Source organism: Pantoea sp. X-Soil-TKNS-1207 (assembly GCF_059730485.1).
Window position 1 is genome coordinate 600,794 of the sequence record NZ_AP035958.1, and the last position, 18,974, is coordinate 619,767.

20 protein-coding genes are annotated in these 18,974 nt (G+C 57.1%); 12 read left to right on the plus strand and 8 right to left on the minus strand.

Features of this window, described 5'->3' with window-relative positions:
* Positions 1–39: 39 nt before the first annotated feature.
* The 7 genes from rbfA (at position 40) to AC6I8V_RS02695 (ending at position 7,363) form a co-directional block, all read left to right on the plus strand.
* Positions 40–447, plus strand: a complete 408-nt coding sequence (gene rbfA / locus AC6I8V_RS02665; RefSeq protein ID WP_208713854.1) for a 30S ribosome-binding factor RbfA — start codon at positions 40–42, stop codon at positions 445–447.
* Entirely contained in the window at positions 447–1,391 is a 945-nt protein-coding gene (gene truB, locus AC6I8V_RS02670; protein WP_497844392.1) for a tRNA pseudouridine(55) synthase TruB, read from the plus strand. The genes rbfA and truB overlap by 1 nt, the downstream gene beginning before the upstream one ends.
* 122 nt (positions 1,392–1,513) lie before the next feature.
* Positions 1,514–1,783, plus strand: coding sequence for a 30S ribosomal protein S15 (rpsO, locus tag AC6I8V_RS02675; protein WP_013507704.1), 270 nt, complete (start codon positions 1,514–1,516; stop codon positions 1,781–1,783).
* Between the two features lie 308 nt (positions 1,784–2,091).
* Positions 2,092–4,233 (plus strand): polyribonucleotide nucleotidyltransferase, encoded by a 2,142-nt coding sequence (gene pnp / locus AC6I8V_RS02680; protein ID WP_497844393.1) that lies wholly within the window; start codon positions 2,092–2,094, stop codon positions 4,231–4,233.
* Positions 4,234–4,362: 129 nt separating this feature from the next.
* Positions 4,363–5,247 (plus strand): lipoprotein NlpI, encoded by an 885-nt coding sequence (gene nlpI, locus AC6I8V_RS02685; RefSeq protein WP_497844394.1) that lies wholly within the window; start codon positions 4,363–4,365, stop codon positions 5,245–5,247.
* 105 nt (positions 5,248–5,352) lie between these two features.
* Positions 5,353–5,409: a protein YrbN gene (gene yrbN / locus AC6I8V_RS02690; RefSeq protein WP_100229640.1), complete on the plus strand. Its 57-nt coding sequence runs from the start codon at positions 5,353–5,355 to the stop codon at positions 5,407–5,409.
* A gap of 16 nt (positions 5,410–5,425) precedes the next feature.
* Positions 5,426–7,363: a DEAD/DEAH family ATP-dependent RNA helicase gene (locus AC6I8V_RS02695; protein WP_497844395.1), complete on the plus strand. Its 1,938-nt coding sequence runs from the start codon at positions 5,426–5,428 to the stop codon at positions 7,361–7,363.
* A 69-nt stretch (positions 7,364–7,432) separates the two neighbouring features.
* Here AC6I8V_RS02695 and AC6I8V_RS02700 read toward each other — a convergent pair whose 3' ends face one another.
* The gene (locus tag AC6I8V_RS02700) at positions 7,433–8,179 is read right to left on the minus strand and encodes an SDR family NAD(P)-dependent oxidoreductase (protein WP_497844396.1); all 747 of its coding nucleotides are present in this window, start codon (positions 8,177–8,179) and stop codon (positions 7,433–7,435) included.
* A 183-nt stretch (positions 8,180–8,362) separates the two neighbouring features.
* Between AC6I8V_RS02700 and AC6I8V_RS02705 the strand changes: the two genes are divergently transcribed.
* On the plus strand, positions 8,363–9,277 hold the full coding sequence (locus AC6I8V_RS02705; protein WP_497844397.1) for an AraC family transcriptional regulator: 915 nt from the start codon (positions 8,363–8,365) through the stop codon (positions 9,275–9,277).
* Between the two features lie 5 nt (positions 9,278–9,282).
* Here AC6I8V_RS02705 and AC6I8V_RS02710 read toward each other — a convergent pair whose 3' ends face one another.
* From AC6I8V_RS02710 to ubiU, 3 genes are all read right to left on the minus strand, one after another.
* The gene (locus tag AC6I8V_RS02710) at positions 9,283–10,293 is read right to left on the minus strand and encodes a luciferase-like monooxygenase (protein WP_497844398.1); all 1,011 of its coding nucleotides are present in this window, start codon (positions 10,291–10,293) and stop codon (positions 9,283–9,285) included.
* A gap of 118 nt (positions 10,294–10,411) precedes the next feature.
* On the minus strand, positions 10,412–11,296 hold the full coding sequence (locus AC6I8V_RS02715; protein ID WP_497844399.1) for a U32 family peptidase: 885 nt from the start codon (positions 11,294–11,296) through the stop codon (positions 10,412–10,414).
* 9 nt (positions 11,297–11,305) lie between these two features.
* Entirely contained in the window at positions 11,306–12,301 is a 996-nt protein-coding gene (gene ubiU, locus AC6I8V_RS02720; RefSeq protein WP_497844400.1) for a ubiquinone anaerobic biosynthesis protein UbiU, read from the minus strand.
* 205 nt (positions 12,302–12,506) lie between these two features.
* On the opposite strand from ubiU, the gene ubiT reads away from it, so the two are divergent.
* The gene (gene ubiT, locus AC6I8V_RS02725) at positions 12,507–13,031 is read left to right on the plus strand and encodes a ubiquinone anaerobic biosynthesis accessory factor UbiT (RefSeq protein ID WP_497845749.1); all 525 of its coding nucleotides are present in this window, start codon (positions 12,507–12,509) and stop codon (positions 13,029–13,031) included.
* Positions 13,025–13,531 (plus strand): GNAT family N-acetyltransferase, encoded by a 507-nt coding sequence (locus tag AC6I8V_RS02730; RefSeq protein ID WP_497844401.1) that lies wholly within the window; start codon positions 13,025–13,027, stop codon positions 13,529–13,531. Before ubiT ends, AC6I8V_RS02730 begins: the two co-directional genes overlap by 7 nt.
* Here AC6I8V_RS02730 and AC6I8V_RS02735 read toward each other — a convergent pair.
* The gene (locus tag AC6I8V_RS02735; RefSeq protein WP_497845750.1) at positions 13,515–13,802 is read right to left on the minus strand and encodes a GIY-YIG nuclease family protein; all 288 of its coding nucleotides are present in this window, start codon (positions 13,800–13,802) and stop codon (positions 13,515–13,517) included. The two genes, AC6I8V_RS02730 and AC6I8V_RS02735, sit on opposite strands and share 17 nt — an antisense overlap.
* Positions 13,803–13,901: 99 nt before the next feature.
* On the opposite strand from AC6I8V_RS02735, the gene AC6I8V_RS02740 reads away from it, so the two are divergent.
* Positions 13,902–14,351 carry a YhbP family protein gene (locus AC6I8V_RS02740; RefSeq protein WP_497844402.1) on the plus strand — a complete coding sequence of 150 codons (450 nt, stop codon included), beginning with the start codon at positions 13,902–13,904 and terminating at the stop codon, positions 14,349–14,351.
* A 35-nt stretch (positions 14,352–14,386) separates the two neighbouring features.
* Here AC6I8V_RS02740 and AC6I8V_RS02745 read toward each other — a convergent pair whose 3' ends face one another.
* Entirely contained in the window at positions 14,387–14,908 is a 522-nt protein-coding gene (locus AC6I8V_RS02745) for a type 1 glutamine amidotransferase domain-containing protein (RefSeq protein WP_497844403.1), read from the minus strand.
* A gap of 183 nt (positions 14,909–15,091) precedes the next feature.
* On the opposite strand from AC6I8V_RS02745, the gene AC6I8V_RS02750 reads away from it, so the two are divergent.
* On the plus strand, positions 15,092–16,132 hold the full coding sequence (locus AC6I8V_RS02750; RefSeq protein WP_497844404.1) for a permease: 1,041 nt from the start codon (positions 15,092–15,094) through the stop codon (positions 16,130–16,132).
* Here the strand turns inward: AC6I8V_RS02750 and nrdG are convergent.
* Both nrdG and nrdD read right to left on the minus strand, forming a co-directional pair.
* Positions 16,025–16,591 carry an anaerobic ribonucleoside-triphosphate reductase-activating protein gene (gene nrdG, locus AC6I8V_RS02755; protein WP_497844405.1) on the minus strand — a complete coding sequence of 189 codons (567 nt, stop codon included), beginning with the start codon at positions 16,589–16,591 and terminating at the stop codon, positions 16,025–16,027. The two genes, AC6I8V_RS02750 and nrdG, sit on opposite strands and share 108 nt — an antisense overlap.
* A complete protein-coding gene (gene nrdD / locus AC6I8V_RS02760) occupies positions 16,588–18,726 on the minus strand; it encodes an anaerobic ribonucleoside-triphosphate reductase (protein ID WP_497844406.1) in 2,139 nt (712 codons plus the stop codon). The genes nrdG and nrdD overlap by 4 nt, the downstream gene beginning before the upstream one ends.
* Positions 18,727–18,974 lie beyond the last annotated feature (248 nt).

Sequence of the window (18,974 nt, forward strand, 5' to 3'; positions counted from 1 at the left end):
GAGGCCATTGGCCTCCCGAATTATTTGGGAGAAATAATCATGGCGAAAGAATTTGGTCGCCCACAGCGCGTTTCACAGGAATTGCAGAAAGAGATCGCAATCATCCTGCAGCGCGAAATCAAAGATCCTCGTCTCGGTATGATGGTCACGGTTTCCGGTGTTGAAGTGTCCCGCGATCTGGCTTATGCCAAAGTGTTTGTCACTTTTCTGAATGATAAAGACGAAGAAGCAGTGAAACACGGTCTGAAGGCGCTGAAAGAGGCTTCAGGCTATATTCGTACGCTGCTCGGCAAAGCGATGCGTCTGCGTATCGTGCCTGAACTGACCTTCTTCTATGACAACTCGCTGATCGAAGGTATGCGTATGTCAAACCTGGTCACCAACGTTGTCAAAAATGATGCTGAGCGCCGTGGCGATCATGCAGCGGACGACGACAAGGAGGATTGATGAGTCGTCCTCGTCGTCGCGGTCGCGACGTGCATGGCGTATTGCTGCTGGATAAGCATCAGGGCGCGTCCTCCAATGACGTGCTGCAAAAAGTAAAACGCATTTTTAATGCCAACAAAGCGGGCCACACCGGCGCGCTTGATCCGCTCGCAACCGGAATGCTGCCCATCTGCCTCGGCGAAGCCACCAAGTTCTCGCAATATCTGCTGGATTCGGATAAGCGTTACCGCGTGATTGCCCGCCTTGGCGAGCGCACCGATACCTCCGACGCCGACGGCAGCGTGGTGCAGACGCGTCCGGTCACCTTTAGCCAGGCCGATCTGGATGCCGCACTCGATAGCTTCCGTGGCGACACGTTGCAGGTGCCATCGATGTTCTCCGCGCTGAAGCATCAGGGTCGCCCGTTGTATGAATATGCTCGTCAGGGCATTGAAGTTGAACGTGAAGCGCGTCCGATTACCGTGTATGAACTGCTGTTCATTCGCTGGGAAGGCGATGATCTTGAGCTGGAAATTCACTGCTCGAAAGGCACCTACATCCGCACCATTATCGACGATCTCGGTGAGAAGCTCGGCTGTGGCGCGCATGTAACCATGCTGCGTCGTTTGCAGGTTTCCCGTTATCCGGCGGAGAAAATGGTGACGCTGGAGCAGTTGCAGGCATTGCTTGAACAGGCCAATGCGGCGGAGATGGCGCCAGCCGATCTGCTCGATCCGCTGCTGTTGCCGATGGATAGCCCGGCGGAAGATTTCCCGGAAGTGAATCTGCCCGCTGCGATTGCGGCGTATTTCAAGCTGGGCCAGCCGGTGCAGGCCGCGGATGTACCCGCTGCCGGTTTGGTGCGCGTCACCGAAGGTGAAGCACGTAAATTTATCGGTATGGCGGAAATTGATGACCAGCAGCGCGTGGCTCCGCGACGTCTGGTGGTGGAGTTTCCGCAATAATGCGCCTGGCCCAACGGGGCATTTGCGTTGCTGTTGGGCGAAGAGTAGAATAGCGCGGCTTTAAAGCGGGCTGCTGAATTAGAGATCGGCACCCATACATTCATTTTTAACTGGAGTTTATTATGTCTCTAAGCGTAGAAGCTAAAGCAGAGATCGTTGCCAAATACGGTCGTGGTGCTAACGACAGCGGTTCAACTGAAGTTCAGGTTGCTCTGCTGACTGCTCAGATTAATCACCTGCAGGGTCACTTCTCTGAGCACAAAAAAGACCACCACAGCCGTCGCGGTCTGCTGCGCATGGTATCCCAGCGTCGTAAGCTGCTGGACTACCTGAAGCGTAAAGACGTTGCACGCTACACCAGCCTGATCGAAAACCTGGGTCTGCGTCGCTAAGTCTGAAGAATCTGATCAAGGGTGTAGCGCAGACAGTATGCAAAAAAACGCATCTGACGATCAGATTTGTGCGAGTTTCGCGAAAAGGGGGCCTTTACGGCCCCTTTTTTCGAGCAATCGGCAGCAATCCGGTCCAAACTCATGTATTGTTGCTGAGAGTGATCTTTGCTTGCAGAGGTTCGCGCGGCTAATGAGAGGCTTTACCGCAGGGGCGGTTAAGGTTGTCATTAGTCGCGAGGATGCAACTGAAGATCGGTAATCCCCGGCGGGCCTGAGATGGGTCTGCCCCGACGTTAAGGACTTTTATTTTGCTGAACCCGATCGTACGCAAATTCCAATATGGTCAGCATACCGTCACGCTGGAAACCGGCATGATGGCGCGCCAGGCCACTGCCGCTGTGATGGTGAGCATGGACGACACTGCGGTTTTCGTAACCGTTGTTGGCCAGAAAAAAGCTAAAGCCGGTCAGGACTTTTTCCCGCTGACCGTGAACTACCAGGAGCGTACTTACGCTGCTGGCCGCATTCCGGGTAGCTTCTTCCGTCGTGAAGGCCGTCCGAGCGAAGGCGAAACCCTGATTGCGCGTCTGATTGACCGCCCGGTTCGTCCGCTGTTCCCGGAAGGCTTCGTTAACGAAGTTCAGGTTATCGCTACCGTGGTTTCTGTGAACCCGCAGGTTCACCCGGATATCGTGGCAATGATCGGCGCATCCGCTGCGCTGTCTCTGTCTGGTATTCCGTTCAGCGGCCCGATTGGCGCTGCGCGCGTTGGCTACATCAACGATCAATACGTGCTGAACCCGACGGCTGACGAACTCAAAACCTCTCGCCTGGATCTGGTGGTTGCCGGTACCCAGAATGCGGTGCTGATGGTTGAATCTGAAGCAGACATCCTGACGGAAGAGCAGATGCTGGGTGCGGTGGTATTTGGCCACGACCAGCAGCAGATTGTTATCGAAAACATCAACGCGCTGGTTGCTGAAGCGGGCAAACCGCGTTGGGACTGGCAGCCAGAAGCCGCTAACGATGCGCTGAATGCGCGCGTAGCTGCGCTGGCAGAAGCACGTCTGAGCGATGCTTACCGCATCACCGACAAGCAGGAGCGTTACGCGCAGGTTGGCGTCATCAAAGACGAAACCATCGCTGCACTGCTGGCGGAAGATGAAAGCCTGGACGACGCTGAAATCGGCGACATCCTGCACAGCCTTGAGAAAAATGTTGTTCGTACCCGTATTCTGAACGGCGAACCGCGTATCGATGGCCGTGAAAAAGACATGATTCGTGGTCTGGACGTGCGTACTGGCGTGCTGCCGCGTACCCATGGTTCTTCACTGTTCACGCGTGGTGAAACGCAGGCGCTGGTTACCGCGACCCTGGGTACCGCACGTGATGCGCAAAGCCTGGACGAGCTGATGGGCGAACGCTCTGACAGCTTCCTGTTCCACTACAACTTCCCTCCGTACTCCGTAGGTGAAACCGGTATGGTCGGCTCGCCGAAGCGTCGTGAGATTGGTCACGGTCGTCTGGCGAAACGCGGCGTGCTGGCAGTGATGCCGAAACAGGAAGATTTCCCGTACACCGTACGTGTGGTGTCTGAAATCACTGAATCAAACGGCTCCTCTTCTATGGCTTCTGTGTGTGGTGCTTCTCTGGCACTGATGGACGCGGGTGTGCCGATCAAAGCCGCCGTTGCGGGTATCGCGATGGGCTTGGTGAAAGAAGACGAGAAATTTGTTGTTCTGTCTGACATCCTGGGTGACGAAGATCACCTCGGCGACATGGACTTCAAAGTAGCCGGTAGCCGTGAAGGTGTGACCGCGCTGCAGATGGACATCAAAATCGAAGGGATTACCCGCGAGATCATGCAGGTTGCACTGAACCAGGCTAAGGGTGCGCGTCTGCACATTCTGAGCGTGATGGAACAGGCTATCAGCACACCGCGTCAGGAAATCTCTGAGTTCGCACCGCGTATTTACACCATCAAGATCAATTCCGACAAGATCAAGGATGTGATTGGTAAAGGCGGTTCAGTTATCCGTGCGCTGACCGAAGAGACCGGCACCACCATCGAAATCGAAGATGATGGCACCGTGAAGATCGCAGCGACCGATGGTCTGAAAGCGAAAGAAGCAATCCGTCGTATCGAAGAGATCACCGCAGAGATCGAAGTGGGCCGCATTTACACTGGTAAAGTGACCCGTATCGTTGATTTCGGTGCCTTTGTTGCGATTGGCGGCGGCAAAGAAGGTCTGGTACACATCTCTCAAATCGCGGATAAGCGCGTTGAGAAAGTGACTGACTATCTGCAGATGGGCCAGGAAGTTCCGGTTAAAGTACTGGAAGTGGACCGTCAGGGCCGTGTGCGTCTGAGCATCAAAGAAGCGACAGAGCAGAAACCGCAGGCGGAAGAAACTGCAACCGCTGCGACCGATGCGTCTGACGCCGAGTAAGCGTTTCCTGATTAGCCTCTCCCTGCCTGGCGGGGAGGGGTGTTTGTATCATCGCGAGGGCGGGAATCCTTGTGCACAGCAGGCGGATGACAGGATGGTTATCCCAATGTTTGTATTCGGGAGTGGGAAATGAAGCCTTTTTTGCGCTGGTGTTTTGTTGCGACAGCTATCACGCTGGCAGGATGCAGCAACTCCAATTGGCGTAAGAACGAAGTTCTGGCAGTACCTTTGCAGCCCACACTGCAGCAGGAAGTGATTCTGGCGCGAATGGAACAAATTCTTGCCAGTCGTGCCCTGACCGATGATGAACGCGCACAGCTATTATATGAGCGTGGAGTGTTGTATGATAGCTTAGGTCTGCGAGCACTGGCGCGGAACGATTTTTCGCAAGCGCTGTCTATCAGACCGGATATGCCTGAAGTATTTAACTACCTCGGCATATATTTAACGCAGGCAGGCAATTTTGATGCTGCCTATGAAGCGTTTGATTCTGTACTTGAGCTTGATCCAACTTACAACTATGCGCATTTAAACCGTGGTATCGCCCTCTATTACGGCGGTCGATACAAGTTAGCGCAAGATGATCTGCTGGCGTTTTATCAAGACGATCCTAACGATCCTTTCCGCAGTCTGTGGCTCTATCTCGTTGAACACGAAATGGACGCTGCTAAGGCCAAAGTCACGCTAAAACAGCGTTACGACAAAGCGGTCCGGGACCAATGGGGATGGAATATTGTCGAGTTCTACCTGGGCGACATCAGTGAAAAAACATTGATGGAACGTCTCAAGGCGGACGCAACGGATAACACCTCGCTCGCTGAACATCTCAGTGAAACCAACTTCTATTTAGGTAAGTACTACCTAAGTCTGGGGGAGAAGGACGACGCGAAAGCGTTGTTCAAACTGGCGGTGGCCAACAACGTCAACAACTTTGTTGAACACCGATACGCATTGTTGGAACTGGCGCAACTCGGCCAGGCACAAGACGATTTATCAGAATCTGACCAGCAATAGCTGACGAACTTTTATTGCCTGAATTACCCGTTAAGTCATCATCTTCCGGGATGAGGGCTTTTCTGTTCGTCGAAACTTCTAATTTGAGCCGGTTCACACTTTTCGATGAAAATGACTGAAAATTTTCATGACGAGTTATGTAGACTGGCCGCCGCAATCTAAGAGGCACGTGTACTACATGACTGATATTCAAACCACTTTTGCTGATCTGGGCCTTAACGAATCCATCCTGTCTGCTCTTAACGACATGGGTTACGTCAAGCCGTCACCGATCCAGGCCGAGTGCATTCCGCACCTGCTGGCTGGCCGTGACGTGCTGGGTATGGCACAGACCGGTAGTGGTAAAACTGCAGCGTTCTCTCTGCCGCTGCTGAACAACATTGATCCAAACCTGAAAGCACCGCAGATTCTGGTGCTGGCACCGACTCGTGAGCTGGCGGTGCAGGTTGCTGAAGCAGCCACCGAATTCTCTAAACATATGCGTGGCGTAAACGTGCTGGCCCTGTACGGCGGCCAGCGTTATGACGTGCAGCTGCGCGCACTGCGTCAGGGCCCACAAATTGTGGTGGGCACCCCGGGTCGTCTGCTCGACCACCTGAAACGCGGTACCCTTGATCTGTCTAACCTGCGTGGCCTGGTGCTGGATGAAGCCGACGAAATGCTGCGCATGGGCTTTATTGAAGACGTTGAAACTATCATGGCGCAGATCCCGGAAGGTCATCAGACCGCTCTGTTCTCTGCCACCATGCCGGAAGCGATTCGTCGTATTACTAAGCGTTTCATGAAAGATCCGCAGGAAGTGCGCATTCAGTCCAGCGTCACTACCCGTCCGGACATCTCTCAGTCTTACTGGACCGCTTATGGCCGTAAAACTGATGCACTGGTTCGTTTCCTCGAAGCGGAAGACTTCGATGCCGCGATCATCTTCGTGCGTACCAAAAACGCTACGCTGGAAGTGGCCGAAGCGCTGGAGCGCAGCGGTTATAACAGCGCCGCTCTGAACGGTGACATGAACCAGGCACTGCGTGAGCAGACGCTGGAGCGCCTGAAAGATGGTCGTCTCGACATCCTGATCGCGACTGACGTGGCAGCGCGTGGTCTGGACGTAGAACGTATCAGCCTGGTTGTTAACTACGACATCCCGATGGACGCAGAATCTTACGTTCACCGTATCGGTCGTACCGGCCGTGCTGGTCGTGCTGGCCGCGCGCTGCTGTTCGTTGAGAACCGCGAGCGTCGTCTGCTGCGCAACATCGAACGCACCATGAAGCTGACCATTCCGGAAGTTGAACTGCCGAACGCAGAACTGCTGGGTGAGCGTCGTCTGGCCAAATTCGCCGCAAAAGTACAGCAGCAGCTGGAAAGTAGCGATCTGGACATGTACCGCGCACTGCTGAGCAAAATGCAGCCGGAAGAAGAACTGGATATGGAAACTCTGGCCGCAGCACTGCTGAAAATGGCTCAGGGTGAGCGTCCGCTGATTGTACCGGCTGATGCACCGCGTCCGCAGCGTCGTGAATTCCGCGATCGTGACGATCGTCGTGATGGCCGTGACAGCCGCGACTCACGTGATTCACGCGGTCCGCGTGAAAGCCGTGATGGCGACCGTCCGCGTCGTGAGCGTCGTGATGTTGGCGAAATGCAGCTGTATCGCATTGAAGTGGGCCGTGATGATGGCGTTGAAGTACGTCATATCGTGGGCGCTATTGCTAACGAAGGCGACATCAGCAGCCGTTACATCGGTAACATCAAGCTGTTTGGTACTCACTCCACCATCGAGCTGCCGAAAGGTATGCCGGGCGAAGTGCTGCAGCATTTCACCCGCACGCGTATTCTCAACAAACCGATGAATATGCAGCTGCTGGGCGATGCACAGCCGCACGAGCGTGGTGAGCGTAGCGAACCACGTCGTAGCGGTGGTCGTGACTTCGGCGGCGAGCGTCGTGGCGGCAACCGTGAAGGTGCGCGTGAGCCAGGTCGTGAAGGCGGTCGTCGTTTCTCCGAGCGTCGCGAAGGTGGCCGTGAAGGCGGACGCTTCAGCCGTGAAGGTGGCCGTGGCCCGCGTCGTGAAGACGGTGCAGCCGCAGCAGCCGCTCCGCGTCGTCGTGACATCTAAGCCGTGATGGCTAAATAGTAAAATGGGACGCCTCGGCGTCCCATTTTTTTATCCTCAGTAAACCCAGCGTTACACCCCACCGGCAATCAGCACCCGCTCGCCGCTGACATACGCCGACTCTTCCGACGCCAGAAACAGCGCCACCTGCGCCACATCCTCCGGCAGGCCGAAACGCCCCAGCGGGGTTGCCGCCAGCAATTGGGCTTTCAGTTCCGGATGCATTTTTTTCGCCGCCAGCAAGCCTTCGGTCAGAATGATGCCGGGTGCCAGTGCGTTGACGCGGATATTCCGCGGGCCAAACTCACGCGCCAGTCCCTGCGTCAGCGTATCAATCGCGCCTTTGGTCGCCGCCCACAACACCGAACCTGCCGTGCTGCGCTGGCTGTTGAGCGCACTCAGGTTAATGATGCAGCCACCGCGAGCCGGAAAATGCTGCACCGCCTGCTGGCAAACCATCAGCGTGCCGAGCAGATTGACATTCAGCTGCTGCTGCATCTCAGCCACACCCAGCGCCGCAAAGTCACCGTGATGAAAAATACCCGCGTTATTGACTACAATGTCTGGCGCGCCAAAATGCGCAATGCTGGTGGTAAACAGCCTTGCCACATCGGTTTCGCGTGAGATGTCAGCCTGCACCGCCACAGCCTCGCTGCCCAGCGCACGAATATCGGTGACGACATCGGCTGCGCCCACTTCATCCTGGCGATAGTTCACCACTACCCTGGCACCGGCCGCCGCGAAAGTCATGGCGATGGCGGCACCAATGCCTTTCGAAGCGCCCGTCACCAGCGCAATTTTGCCTTCAAGAGCTTTCATCGTGTCTCTCCACCTGGGAAATCGGGGAAGTCTAAGAATGCTCTGTCCATACAATCTATAGGTAGCGCAATCCTGCAAGCTTTTTGCACGATCCTGCAAATCTCAGTCGCAGGGGCTAGGCGCAGCGCAGGCGACGGGGGAGAATGGCGGCTCAGTGATTTCTCATTGCGGAGCGCCTAACGCATGATTCATCAGGAACAGTGGCAGCAGCTGGTGGCGATGATTGCCCGCCACGCACCGGCCGATGGTCGCCATCATAGCGCCATCGACTTTCTCTCCTTTGGCCGTAGCTCAAAACCAACCAGCCTGGCGCATGTCGCGACCTGGGCCAGCTTCGCGCTGGTGGCGCAGGGACAAAAAGCGTTACAGATGGGCGATGACGTGATGCATTACGGTGCGGGCGATCTGCTGCTGGTGACGCTGGATATGCCGGTGCAGTCCTGCGTGGTGCTGGCGACGCCGGAGAAACCCAATCTGGGCGTGGGTATCACCATCAATGAAACCCGGCTAATGCGCTATCTCGAGCACTTCCCGCTGCATCAGATTGGCGTGGTCGCGGCGAATGAACGCGGCATCACCGTACATTCGGTGGCGCCACCGCTGGTGGACGCGGTGATTCGCCTGATCGAACTGCTGGATCAACCGCAGGATATTCCCGCGCTGGCCCCGTTGATTGAACAGGAAATTTTCTATCGCCTGCTAACCGGGCCGGAAGGGCCGCGCATTCTGAATATGGCGCTGGCGGAACGTCCGGGCAACAAAGTGGCGCGCGCCGCACGCTGGCTGCGGGAAAATTTTCATCAGCCGCTGAAGATGGACCAGCTGGCGAGCAGCGTAGGCATGAGCATTTCGTCACTGCATCACCATTTCAAGGCGGTCACCGCCATGACGCCGATGCAGTATCAAAAGCAATTACGCCTCAATGAAGCGCGTCGGCTGATGTTGATGGAAAAGCTGGATGCCGGTACGGCAGGCTATCGGGTAGGGTATCAGAGCGCTTCGCAATTCAGCCGCGAATACAGTCGTTTTTACGGTCAGTCGCCGGGGCGGGATATTCGTCAAATCGCGGTGGGAGCCGAAGCGTACCCACCGCAATAGCCTTATTACAGCGAGCGGGCGGCTTCCATCGCCAGCGCGAAGGAGCGCAGACGTGCCTGCGGATCGAAAATCTGGCCATTCACCATAATTTCATCCGCCTGGGTTTCACGCAGCAATGCCGCGAGGCCGTGGCGGACTTTATCGCTATCCCCGACGATGGACATGCTCAGCGCCTGCTGCACGCCATACTGCTCCGACGGCGACCACAGGTTGTCCATATTCTCCACCGGCGCCGGCAGCGGGCCGGGCTTGCCGCGACGCAGATTAATAAACTGCTGCTGCATCGAGGTGAAGAGGAAGCGGGCATCGCGTTCGCTATCGGCTGCGACCACGTTCACGCACGCCATCGCGTACGGTTTTGCCAGACGCGCCGAGGGCTGGAATTTTTCGCGATACAGATGCAGCGCCTGCAACAGCAAATCAGGGGCAAAGTGCGAGGCGAAGGCAAACGGCAGGCCGAGCTGCGCCGCCAGCTGCGCGCTGTAGAGGCTGGAGCCAAGCAGCCAGACCGGAATTTTTAAGCCAAGGCCCGGCACCGGCTGTACGGGCGGATGCTCGCCGGTTTCGGCATCAAACCAGTTAATCAGTTCGGTGACATCGTCAGGGAAGCTATCGGCCTGCGCGCTGGAAAGATGGCGACGCAGCGCCAGCATGGTGCGCTGATCGGAACCCGGCGCACGGCCCAGTCCGAGATCGATACGGCCAGGATAGAGTGATTCCAGGGTGCCAAACTGTTCAGCGATGACCAGCGGGGCATGGTTTGGCAGCATAATGCCGCCTGAGCCGAGACGCAGGGTTTCGGTATTGGCAGCCAGATAGCCAATCAGCACCGAGGTTGCGGCGCTGGCGATGCCGGTCATATTGTGGTGTTCAGCGAGCCAGTAGCGGTGAAAACCCAGGGCTTCAGCCTGACGGGCCAGCGCCAGCGAATTGTGGAATGCATCGCGTGGCGTTGATCCCTGCGGAATAGGAGCCAGATCCAGCACGGACAGGCGAACAGTTTTTTTCTCAGACATGGGCACTCCAGAATAAGTATGGCGCAGGTGTTTATGAAGCCTGCGCCATCCAGTATTACGCATCAGTACCCATATTAAAACTGCTAATAACGACAGGAATATAGCCGGAACGTGCCTTTCAGCGACCTGTATCCAGCGCCATTCCGGCGAGGCGTCGCCAGTAACCGTTACTGTCACTGCCGCGTGCCACCATCAAGGGTGCTTCGCCCGCTTCATTGGCGCGGAAACGATCCACATCCTCCAGCGTGCTTTCGTCCTGCGGCGATAAACGCACGATATCCACCCAGTTGTGCATCCCCGCCAGATCGTTACCGAGGTTATAGCAGTAGCCACTCATGGTCTGAATGCCGTTCAGCACGAATACCTGCTGGCCCTCCTGCGACAGGACGCGGCGTCCGTTGGGATAGTCGATGCAGCAGGTCTGGCAATCATCTTTCGCGCGATTCTCAGAGCGTGCGGTAAAGCAGCGTGCGGAAAGCGCCAGCGGAAGATTGCCGTAGCCCAGCACCTCCACCTCAAAATGATCGCGCACGCCGGCGACATCGCACTGCTGCAACAACTGAATCAGCCAGTCGCGCGACATCTCCACCGGCATACACCAGCGCGTCATGCCCTCTTTCAGCAGCAGCTGAAGCGTTTGCGCGTTATAGACGTTAAGCGTGGGACCGGCGACAAACGGCAGCTGACGTTCGGCGGCCATATTCACGGTGCCGATATCGTTGGCTTCGATCAAAAACTCACCGTTTTCCACATAACGACGCAACTCTTTTAACTCAGACGGCGATTGCAACAGCGCCAGCGTGCTAATCACCACCTGTTTACCCTGCTGCGCCAGCGCGCGGCCCATCTCCATCCACTGCGCAAAAGGGGTCGCGCGACGTTTGCTGCATACCGCTTCGCCGAGATAGACGATCTCCGCGCTGCATTGCGCGGCGCGCTGATAAAAGTTTTCCAGTTTGTCGCAGGGCCAGTACCACAGCACCGGTCCGATTGCGTATTTCATGCTGCCTCCTTACTGCCAGTCGCGATGGTAAGCACCCAGCGTGGTCTGGCTACCTTCAGAAAGTTCACCCAGCGCCTGCATCCACGGCGCCTGCACGGCGAATTGCTCCGGCGCGGCGATACAGCGATCGATCGCCTGACGCCACACCCGCGCCACCTGCGCCACATATGCCGGGCTGCGCTGGCGGCCTTCAATTTTCACCGAGGCAATCCCGGCACGCAGCAGGTCCGGCAGCAGCGATAGCGTGTTGAGGCTGGTGGGTTCTTCCAGTACGTGGTAGCGCTGGTTGTCGACTTCATAGCGGCCTTTACACAAGGTGGGATAACCGGCGCTTTCCTCCGGTCCGTAGCGGTCAATCAGCACTTCATTCAGGCGAGACTCCATGCCATTCGGCGTCTGCTGCCAGCGCACGAACTTCGCGGGCGAACAGGCGCCGGCGCTGTTGGGCGACTCACCGGTCAGCCATGACGAGAGATAGCAACGGCCTTCGGCCATGATGCACAGGCTGCCAAAGGCGAACACCTCCAGCGGCACCGGCGTATCGCGCGCCAGCTGTCTCACCTGATGCAGCGACAGCACACGCGGCAGTACCACGCGATGCAGCTGGAAATGACGGTGATAAAAGCGGATGGCTTCCAGGTTAGTGGCCGAGGCCTGCACCGACAGATGACGCTCCACCTGCGGATAGTGCTTAGTGGCATATTCCAGCGTGGCGATATCGGCAAGGATCAGCGCATCCGCGCCATTTTGCGCAGCGATATCAATCGCCTGCTGCCAGCGATTCATGCCATCAGGATGGGCGAAAGTGTTGATCGCCACATGCAGCTTGCGCCGATGCTGGTGCAGAAAACGCGCCGCTTCAGCCAGTTTTTTGTCGGTAAAATTGAGGCCAGCAAAGTGGCGGGCATTGGTATCGTCTTTCAGGCCGACATAAACGGCATCGGCACCATGCTCCACCGCCGATTTCAGCGCGGGTAAATTCCCCGCCGGGCACAGCAGTTCCATACATTTTCCTCCCCCGGATTCTGAACGGCGTTGAGTGTAGGTAAGCCCACGTAGCGGGATGTTGATTTAAGGCAGTGAAACCGCCAATGGTGATGCAGTATGGGGATTTTTTGCACAATCAGACTGCGAATTCCTTGATCTCAGTGGAGGCGAAGCCAAAGGGATGTGGCAAAATAGGTAAAATTTTCTGAAGGGAGTGCAGCTTGTGTTTACTCGCTTACGCGGCTTGATTGTTGAAAAAGGGCCAGAATTCTTAGCCTTACCGGTATCATTGACCCCTTTCGCGCTGAAAAAAGCCGTTTTGCAACAACTCCTAAACTGGCAATTTCGCCATGCTTTGGCTGAAGGTGAGTTAAACTTTCTCGAAGGGCGCTTCCTGGGGATTGAAATTGGCGATGTTAATTTACGCTGGATCACTACCCTGCAGGACGGTCGCCTGACCGTTTCGCGCGACACCGAGGCTGATGTCTGGTTTCGCGGCGAAGCCAACGATTTGTTGCTGGTGGCAGCACGCAAAGCGGACCCCGACATGTTGTTTTTTCAACGCCGACTGGTGATTGAGGGTGACACGGAGCTGGGACTGGAGGTGAAAAACCTGATGGATGCCATTGAACTGGATGCCATGCCCACGCCGTTGCGAACGGGATTGCAGCAGCTGGCTGCCTTTGTTGAGGCAGGAATGAAACAGGACGCGAAGGCCACTGAGTCGCGCGCGGGGATCTCATGTTGATTCGTACTGAAATTGGTGTCGATGCGGCCAGCATCGATAGCCTGTTAAAGCGCTGTTTTGCCAGCGCCGCCGAAGCGGAACTGGTTCAGCAGTTGCGTGAAGATGGTTTGCTGACCCTCGGCGTGGTCGCCACCGATGATGAAGGCCAGGTATTGGGCTATGCCGCTTTCAGTCCGGTGACCTTGCAGGGCGAAGATCGCGGCTGGGTTGCTCTGGCACCGCTGGCGGTTGACGAAACAGTACGCAAGCAGGGTATCGGCAAGCAGCTGGTGTATGAAGGGCTGGATGCGCTGAACGAATTTGGTTACAGCGCGGTGGTGGTGCTGGGCGACCCGGCTTACTACAATGCCTTTGGTTTCGAACCGGCAGCGCGTCACGGTTTACACTGTCGCTGGACCGGGACAGAAGCCGCGTTCCAGGTTTATAAACTGGCCGACACCGCCTTTGAAGGGGCAGAAGGGCAGATCGAGTTTGCCGAACCTTTCAATCGTTTCGCGTAAACCAGGCGCTCAGGCTGGGCGGTTGCTGCGCCACCAGTTGCAGCTTCTGCGCCCGGCTTAACTGCTTAACCTGATACTCAAGACGTGATGCCGCAGCCCGATCGCCGGCATCACAAAAAAACACCAGCGTCAGCGGGCCTTTGCCGCGTAACGATCGCGCGCCCCGTCCCTGTTGATGCTGCTGTAAACGCCGGTTCACGTCCGTCGTGATGCCGGTGTAAAGCTGACCTGCGGCGGTTTGCAGCATATACAGCTGCCAGCCCTGCTCCATATCACTAACCTCGGAAAAATCGCTGGCAGGCAGTGTAGCGCGCATCATGCGTTGCCGCTATCGGTCAGCACAGGCCCACGGCCTGCAGGGAGTTTGATTGTGTCCGACCATTCCCATCTGATGCGCTACCTGAAGAAACAACATGCGCTGTCGCTCTGTGCGACGGACGGTGACGATCTCTGGTGCGCCAACTGCTTCTATGTGTTCGATGAGTCCCGCATGGTGTTCTGGCTGATGACTGAGCCGGATACCCGTCATGGTCAGCTGATGCTGGCCAATCCGCGTATTGCTGGCACGGTCAACGGCCAGCCGAAAACCGTGCTGCTGATTAAGGGCGTGCAGTATCGCGGTTACATTCAGCGGCTGAGCGATGAGGCGGAGCAGCAGGCGCGTCACGCCTATCAGAAACGTTTCCCGATTTCGCGCGCAGTCACTGCGCCGCTGTGGGAGATTGTGCTGGAGGAAGTGAAGATGACCGATAACGCGCTGGGCTTCGGCAAAAAGATCGTCTGGCAGCGTGATGAGGCACATTCCGTAGCGGCACAATAAATCGCGCCGCTACGAGTTAGTGCTGGCCTAAGCCATCAGGCGGCGTTAAGAATCCGCAAAGCCTCACGGTTAAAGGCTGGCAGGTCATCCGGCGTGCGGCTGGTCACCAGCTTGTCATCATCAACCACGACTTCTTTGTCGTAGAAGTCGGCACCGGCATTACGCAGGTCGATGGCGATGGCTTTTACGCAGGTCATCTTGCGGCCACGCACGCCATTGGCGCTGATCAGCAGCTGTGGCCCGTGGCAGATAGCGAACACCGGTTTCCCGCTGGCGACAAACTCTTTGGTAAAGTTGACGAAGCGATCGTCACCGCGCAGGGTATCGGGTGAATGGCCGCCGGGCAGCAGCAGGGCATCGAACTCTGCAGCATCGACATGATCAATATCCTTGTCGATTTTGACTGCCGCTTTGCCCTGTTTACCTTTAACCGTTTTACCGGCTTTCGTCTCAATGGTGACCACTTCGTGGCCCGCTTTGGTGTACGCTTCGGCCGGTGAGGTAAACTCTGAGTCTTCAAATTCATCGGTAATCAATACCGCAATCTTCTTGCTCATTTCTCTCCTCCTTGTCATTACCTGGATGTCTCATTAAGTGTGGTTGCCCGACCACAAAACGCAAGCCGATCACTTTTACCGTGATTTTGCATGGAAAAAATCGTTAACCTGATAAACACTCAGGTTAATCCGCCGTGCCGTCCGGCGCGGCATCGTTATTCAGACTGAATACGGAACCCCGCAATGACTCAACTCACTTCTGCTGTCCCGGCAACGCGCTTTGCCTGGTGGAAACCGCTGCTGTTTTTGCTGGTGGTGATCATTGGCCTTTGGTACGTGAAATGGCAGCCTTATTACGGCAAAGCCTTCACCGCTGCCGACACCCACTCCATCGGCAAATCGATTCTTGCCAATGCGGCGGCTGCCCCGTGGCGGGCGGCGCTGGATTACGCCATGGTCTATTTTCTCGCGGTGTGGAAAGCGGCGGTGCTCGGCGTGCTGCTGGGGTCGCTGGTGCAGGTGCTGATCCCGCGTAACTGGCTGCTGCGTCTGATGGGGCAGAATCGCTTTGGCTCCACGCTGGTCGGAACCGGGTTGGGATTGCCGGGTATGATGTGCACCTGTTGCGCGGCACCGGTTGCGGCGGGGCTGCGTCAGTCGCAGGTCTCCAGCGGCGCTGCGATGGCGTTCTGGCTGGCAAACCCGGTGCTGAATCCGGCCACGCTGATCTTTATGGGCTTCGTGCTGGGCTGGCAGTTTGCGGCGATCCGACTGGTGGCGGGCATTATCATGGTGCTGGGCATTGCCTGGCTGGTGCAGCGCAGCGTACCGCAAACCGTGGCTGCGCCCGCGGCAGCTGTGGCGTCAGCGCAGCCGGAGGCTCCTTTTCTGCAACGCTGGTTGCGCGTGCTCTGGCGTCTGTTCTGGAACACTATCCCGCTGTATGTGGCGGCGGTGCTGCTGCTCGGCGCAGCGCGCGTCTGGCTGTTTCCCCACGCCGATGGCGCAGTAGGCAACACGCTGTTTTGGGTGGTGGTAATGGCGGTGGCGGGGTGCCTGTTTGTCATCCCTACGGCGGCAGAGATTCCGATTGTGCAAACCATGCTGCTGGCGGGGATGGGCATCGCGCCTGCGCTGGCGCTACTGCTGACGCTGCCCGCCGTCAGCGTCCCCTCGTTACTGATGCTGCATCGGGCTTTTCCGGCACGCGCGCTGTGGATCGCCCTGCTGGGGGTGATCGGCAGCGGGATCGTCATCGGCGTGCTGGCCCTCGGGGTGGCGTAAATACCAGATGTTCTGATTGCGGCTGCCGCGCCACAGCAGCCGCGCATCTTTCTCCGCTTCGATAAAACGCCCATCAATCAACACGTCGATCTCCGCCACCACGGCCCGCTGCGCATCCGTCAGCTCGGCCAGCTGATAGCCTGTCCACAGCCAGATATCCTTGTCCGGGCACTCGCGTCGAACCCGTTTCACCAGACGACGGATATGCGGCACGTTGTGAGGGTGCAGGGGATCGCCGCCGCTCAGCGACAACCCCTGGCGCGGGATACGCCGATCCTGAAGATCGGCGATAAGCTGCTCCTCCATCGCCAGCGTAAATGGCTCGCCGGAATCCAGTCGCCAGGTGCTCTGGTTGTAGCAGCCGCGACATTGATGCTCGCAGCCAGCGACAAACAGCGTGCAGCGGGTGCCCGGTCCGTTAACGATATCGACATCGTAATAGCGATGGATGCGCATCATCCCAGCTGTCCCGTATCCAGATGTTTAACGCGGCGCTGCACCTCTTCCTGCTTACCGGCATTGAACGGGCGCGCATCCGGGCTACCCAGATAGCCGCACACGCGGCGCGTGACCGAGACGCGCGCCGGGTCGTGATTGCCGCAGCACGGGCAGGTAAACCCTTTGCTGGTACAGCTGAATTCGCCGCTAAAGCCGCACTCGTAGCATTCATCAATCGGCGTATTGGTGCCGTAGTAGGGCACGCGGTCGTAGCTGTAATCCCAGACATCTTCCAGCGCTTTGAGGTTGTGCTGGATATTGGGGTACTCGCCGTAACAGATGAATCCGCCGCTGGCGATCGGCGGATAGGGCGCTTCAAAATCGATTTTGTCGTACGGATTGACCTTCTTCTCCACGTCGAGGTGGAAGCTGTTGGTGTAGTAACCTTTGTCGGTGACGCCGGGCACCACGCCAAACTCGGCGGCATCGAGGCGACAGAAACGATCGCACAGATTTTCGCTCGGCGTGCTGTAGAGGCTAAAGCCGTAGCCGGTTTCCGCTTTCCAGGCATCCACCGCCTGGCGCAGATGCGCCACAATCGCCACGCCTTTTTCACGCAGATAAGCGGCATCGTACGGATGTACTTCATTGCCGCTCAGCGCGTTCAGGGTTTCGTGCAGGCCAATGTAGCCGAGGGAGATTGAGGCGCGGCCATTACGGAAAATCGGTCCGACGTCATCATCGGCGTTGAGGCGCACGCCACAGGCACCTTCCATGTAGAGAATCGGCGCCACGCGCGCTTTGGTTTTTTCCAGCCGGGCGATACGCGTCATCAGGGCGCGTTTCGCTAATGCCAGGCGTTCATCCAGCAGCGACCAGAAGCGCGCTTCATCGCCCCCGGCTTCCAGCGCGATGCGCGGCAGATTGAGGCTGATGACGCCGAGATTATTCCGTCCCTCATGGATCTGCTCGCCATTCTCCTCGTAAACGCCCAGGAAGCTGCGGCAGCCCATCGGCGTCTTAAACGACCCCGTAACCTTCACCACCTGATCGTAGTTGAGGATATCGGGATACATACGCTTGCTGGCGCACTCCAGCGCCAGCTGCTTGATATCGTAATTCACATCGCCAGCGCGGCGGTTGAGTCCTTCGCGGATGGCAAATACCAGTTTGGGAAAAACCGCGGTTTTATGATTTTTGCCCAGACCAGCAATGCGGTTGCGCAGGATCGACTGCTGGATCAGGCGTGCCGCCCAGCTGGTGCCAAGGCCAAAACCAAAGGTGACGAACGGCGTTTGCCCGTTGGCGGTATGCAGCGTGTTGACTTCATACTCCAGCGACTGGAAGGCGTCGTAGCACTCTTTCTCGGTGCGGGCGCGGGCGTAAGCCTCGGTATCGGCAACCTGCCACTGTTCAGCCACCGCCCGGTGTTTGTCGAGGCTGAGAGTGACGAAAGGCGCCAGCACTTCATCGATGCGATTGATGGTGGTGCCGCCATAGATGTGGCTGGCGACCTGGGCAATGATCTGTGCGGTGACGGCCGTGGCGGTCGCGATCGATTTTGGCGGCTCGATCTCGGCATTGCCCATTTTGAAGCCGTTGGTCAGCATACCGTGCAGATCGATCAACATGCAGTTAAACATCGGGAAGAAGGGCGAATAGTCGAGATCGTGGTAGTGGATCTCACCGCGCTCATGCGCCAGCACCACATCACGCGGCAGGATCTGTTGTTGTGCGTAGTGTTTGGCCACGATGCCGGCCAGCAAATCGCGCTGGGTGGGGATCACCTTGCTGTCTTTGTTGGCGTTTTCGTTCAGCAGGGCGGCATTGGTTTGCTCAACCAGGCCGCGAATGGCGTGATGCAGCTTGCCACGCTGCTCGCGAGCCAGATCGCGATCGTGACGATATTCGATATAGGCGCGCGCCAGCTGCGGCCACGGGCCGCTCATCAGTGTCTCTTCCACCGCGCACTGGATGTCACGAATATCTACTTCGGCGCGTGCCGCCAGCTGCTGACTCACCTCCGCCGCCACCTGTGCGCACCAGGCGGCATCGTTAACCTGCGCGGCACGGGCCGCAGCCTGTACGGCGGTTGCAATCCGCTGTTCATCAAACGGCACTTTGCAGCCGTCACGCTTAATCACTACCGTTGCCATCTTCCCTCCGTGAAACTACATATTGCGATTGTTATGGAGTTTAAACGCTATATGTGGTGTTTTACCGGGAATTAATTGCCTCGTTATTGACCTACAGCAAAGAAGCGACAGGGAAGAATGAAAGCCGCGCAACCGTAAAGGGTAGCTAAACTGAAAAAGTTTTAACGCGCCCATACTTCCGACTGCCGCAACTTGATTTGCGTCGCGAATTAGGTTTAATGGGCGTTTTGCTTAGTTTGGTCCGTCAT

What these genes read in the sequence shown, in the direction of transcription:
- ubiU (WP_497844400.1), bottom strand. Translation starts at nt 12,301, where the DNA reads ATGGAACTGCTGTGCCCGGCGGGGAATTTACCCGCGCTGAAATCGGCG.
- AC6I8V_RS02745 (WP_497844403.1), bottom strand. Translation starts at nt 14,908, where the DNA reads ATGAGCAAGAAGATTGCGGTATTGATTACCGATGAATTTGAAGACTCA.
- nrdD (WP_497844406.1), bottom strand. Translation starts at nt 18,726, where the DNA reads ATGGCAACGGTAGTGATTAAGCGTGACGGCTGCAAAGTGCCGTTTGAT.
- nlpI (WP_497844394.1), top strand. Translation starts at nt 4,363, where the DNA reads ATGAAGCCTTTTTTGCGCTGGTGTTTTGTTGCGACAGCTATCACGCTG.
- AC6I8V_RS02705 (WP_497844397.1), top strand. Translation starts at nt 8,363, where the DNA reads ATGATTCATCAGGAACAGTGGCAGCAGCTGGTGGCGATGATTGCCCGC.
- truB (WP_497844392.1), top strand. Translation starts at nt 447, where the DNA reads ATGAGTCGTCCTCGTCGTCGCGGTCGCGACGTGCATGGCGTATTGCTG.
- rbfA (WP_208713854.1), top strand. Translation starts at nt 40, where the DNA reads ATGGCGAAAGAATTTGGTCGCCCACAGCGCGTTTCACAGGAATTGCAG.
- AC6I8V_RS02695 (WP_497844395.1), top strand. Translation starts at nt 5,426, where the DNA reads ATGACTGATATTCAAACCACTTTTGCTGATCTGGGCCTTAACGAATCC.
- AC6I8V_RS02735 (WP_497845750.1), bottom strand. Translation starts at nt 13,802, where the DNA reads ATGGAGCAGGGCTGGCAGCTGTATATGCTGCAAACCGCCGCAGGTCAG.
- AC6I8V_RS02715 (WP_497844399.1), bottom strand. Translation starts at nt 11,296, where the DNA reads ATGAAATACGCAATCGGACCGGTGCTGTGGTACTGGCCCTGCGACAAA.
- rpsO (WP_013507704.1), top strand. Translation starts at nt 1,514, where the DNA reads ATGTCTCTAAGCGTAGAAGCTAAAGCAGAGATCGTTGCCAAATACGGT.
- AC6I8V_RS02730 (WP_497844401.1), top strand. Translation starts at nt 13,025, where the DNA reads ATGTTGATTCGTACTGAAATTGGTGTCGATGCGGCCAGCATCGATAGC.
- AC6I8V_RS02700 (WP_497844396.1), bottom strand. Translation starts at nt 8,179, where the DNA reads ATGAAAGCTCTTGAAGGCAAAATTGCGCTGGTGACGGGCGCTTCGAAA.
- AC6I8V_RS02750 (WP_497844404.1), top strand. Translation starts at nt 15,092, where the DNA reads ATGACTCAACTCACTTCTGCTGTCCCGGCAACGCGCTTTGCCTGGTGG.
- nrdG (WP_497844405.1), bottom strand. Translation starts at nt 16,591, where the DNA reads ATGATGCGCATCCATCGCTATTACGATGTCGATATCGTTAACGGACCG.
- AC6I8V_RS02710 (WP_497844398.1), bottom strand. Translation starts at nt 10,293, where the DNA reads ATGTCTGAGAAAAAAACTGTTCGCCTGTCCGTGCTGGATCTGGCTCCT.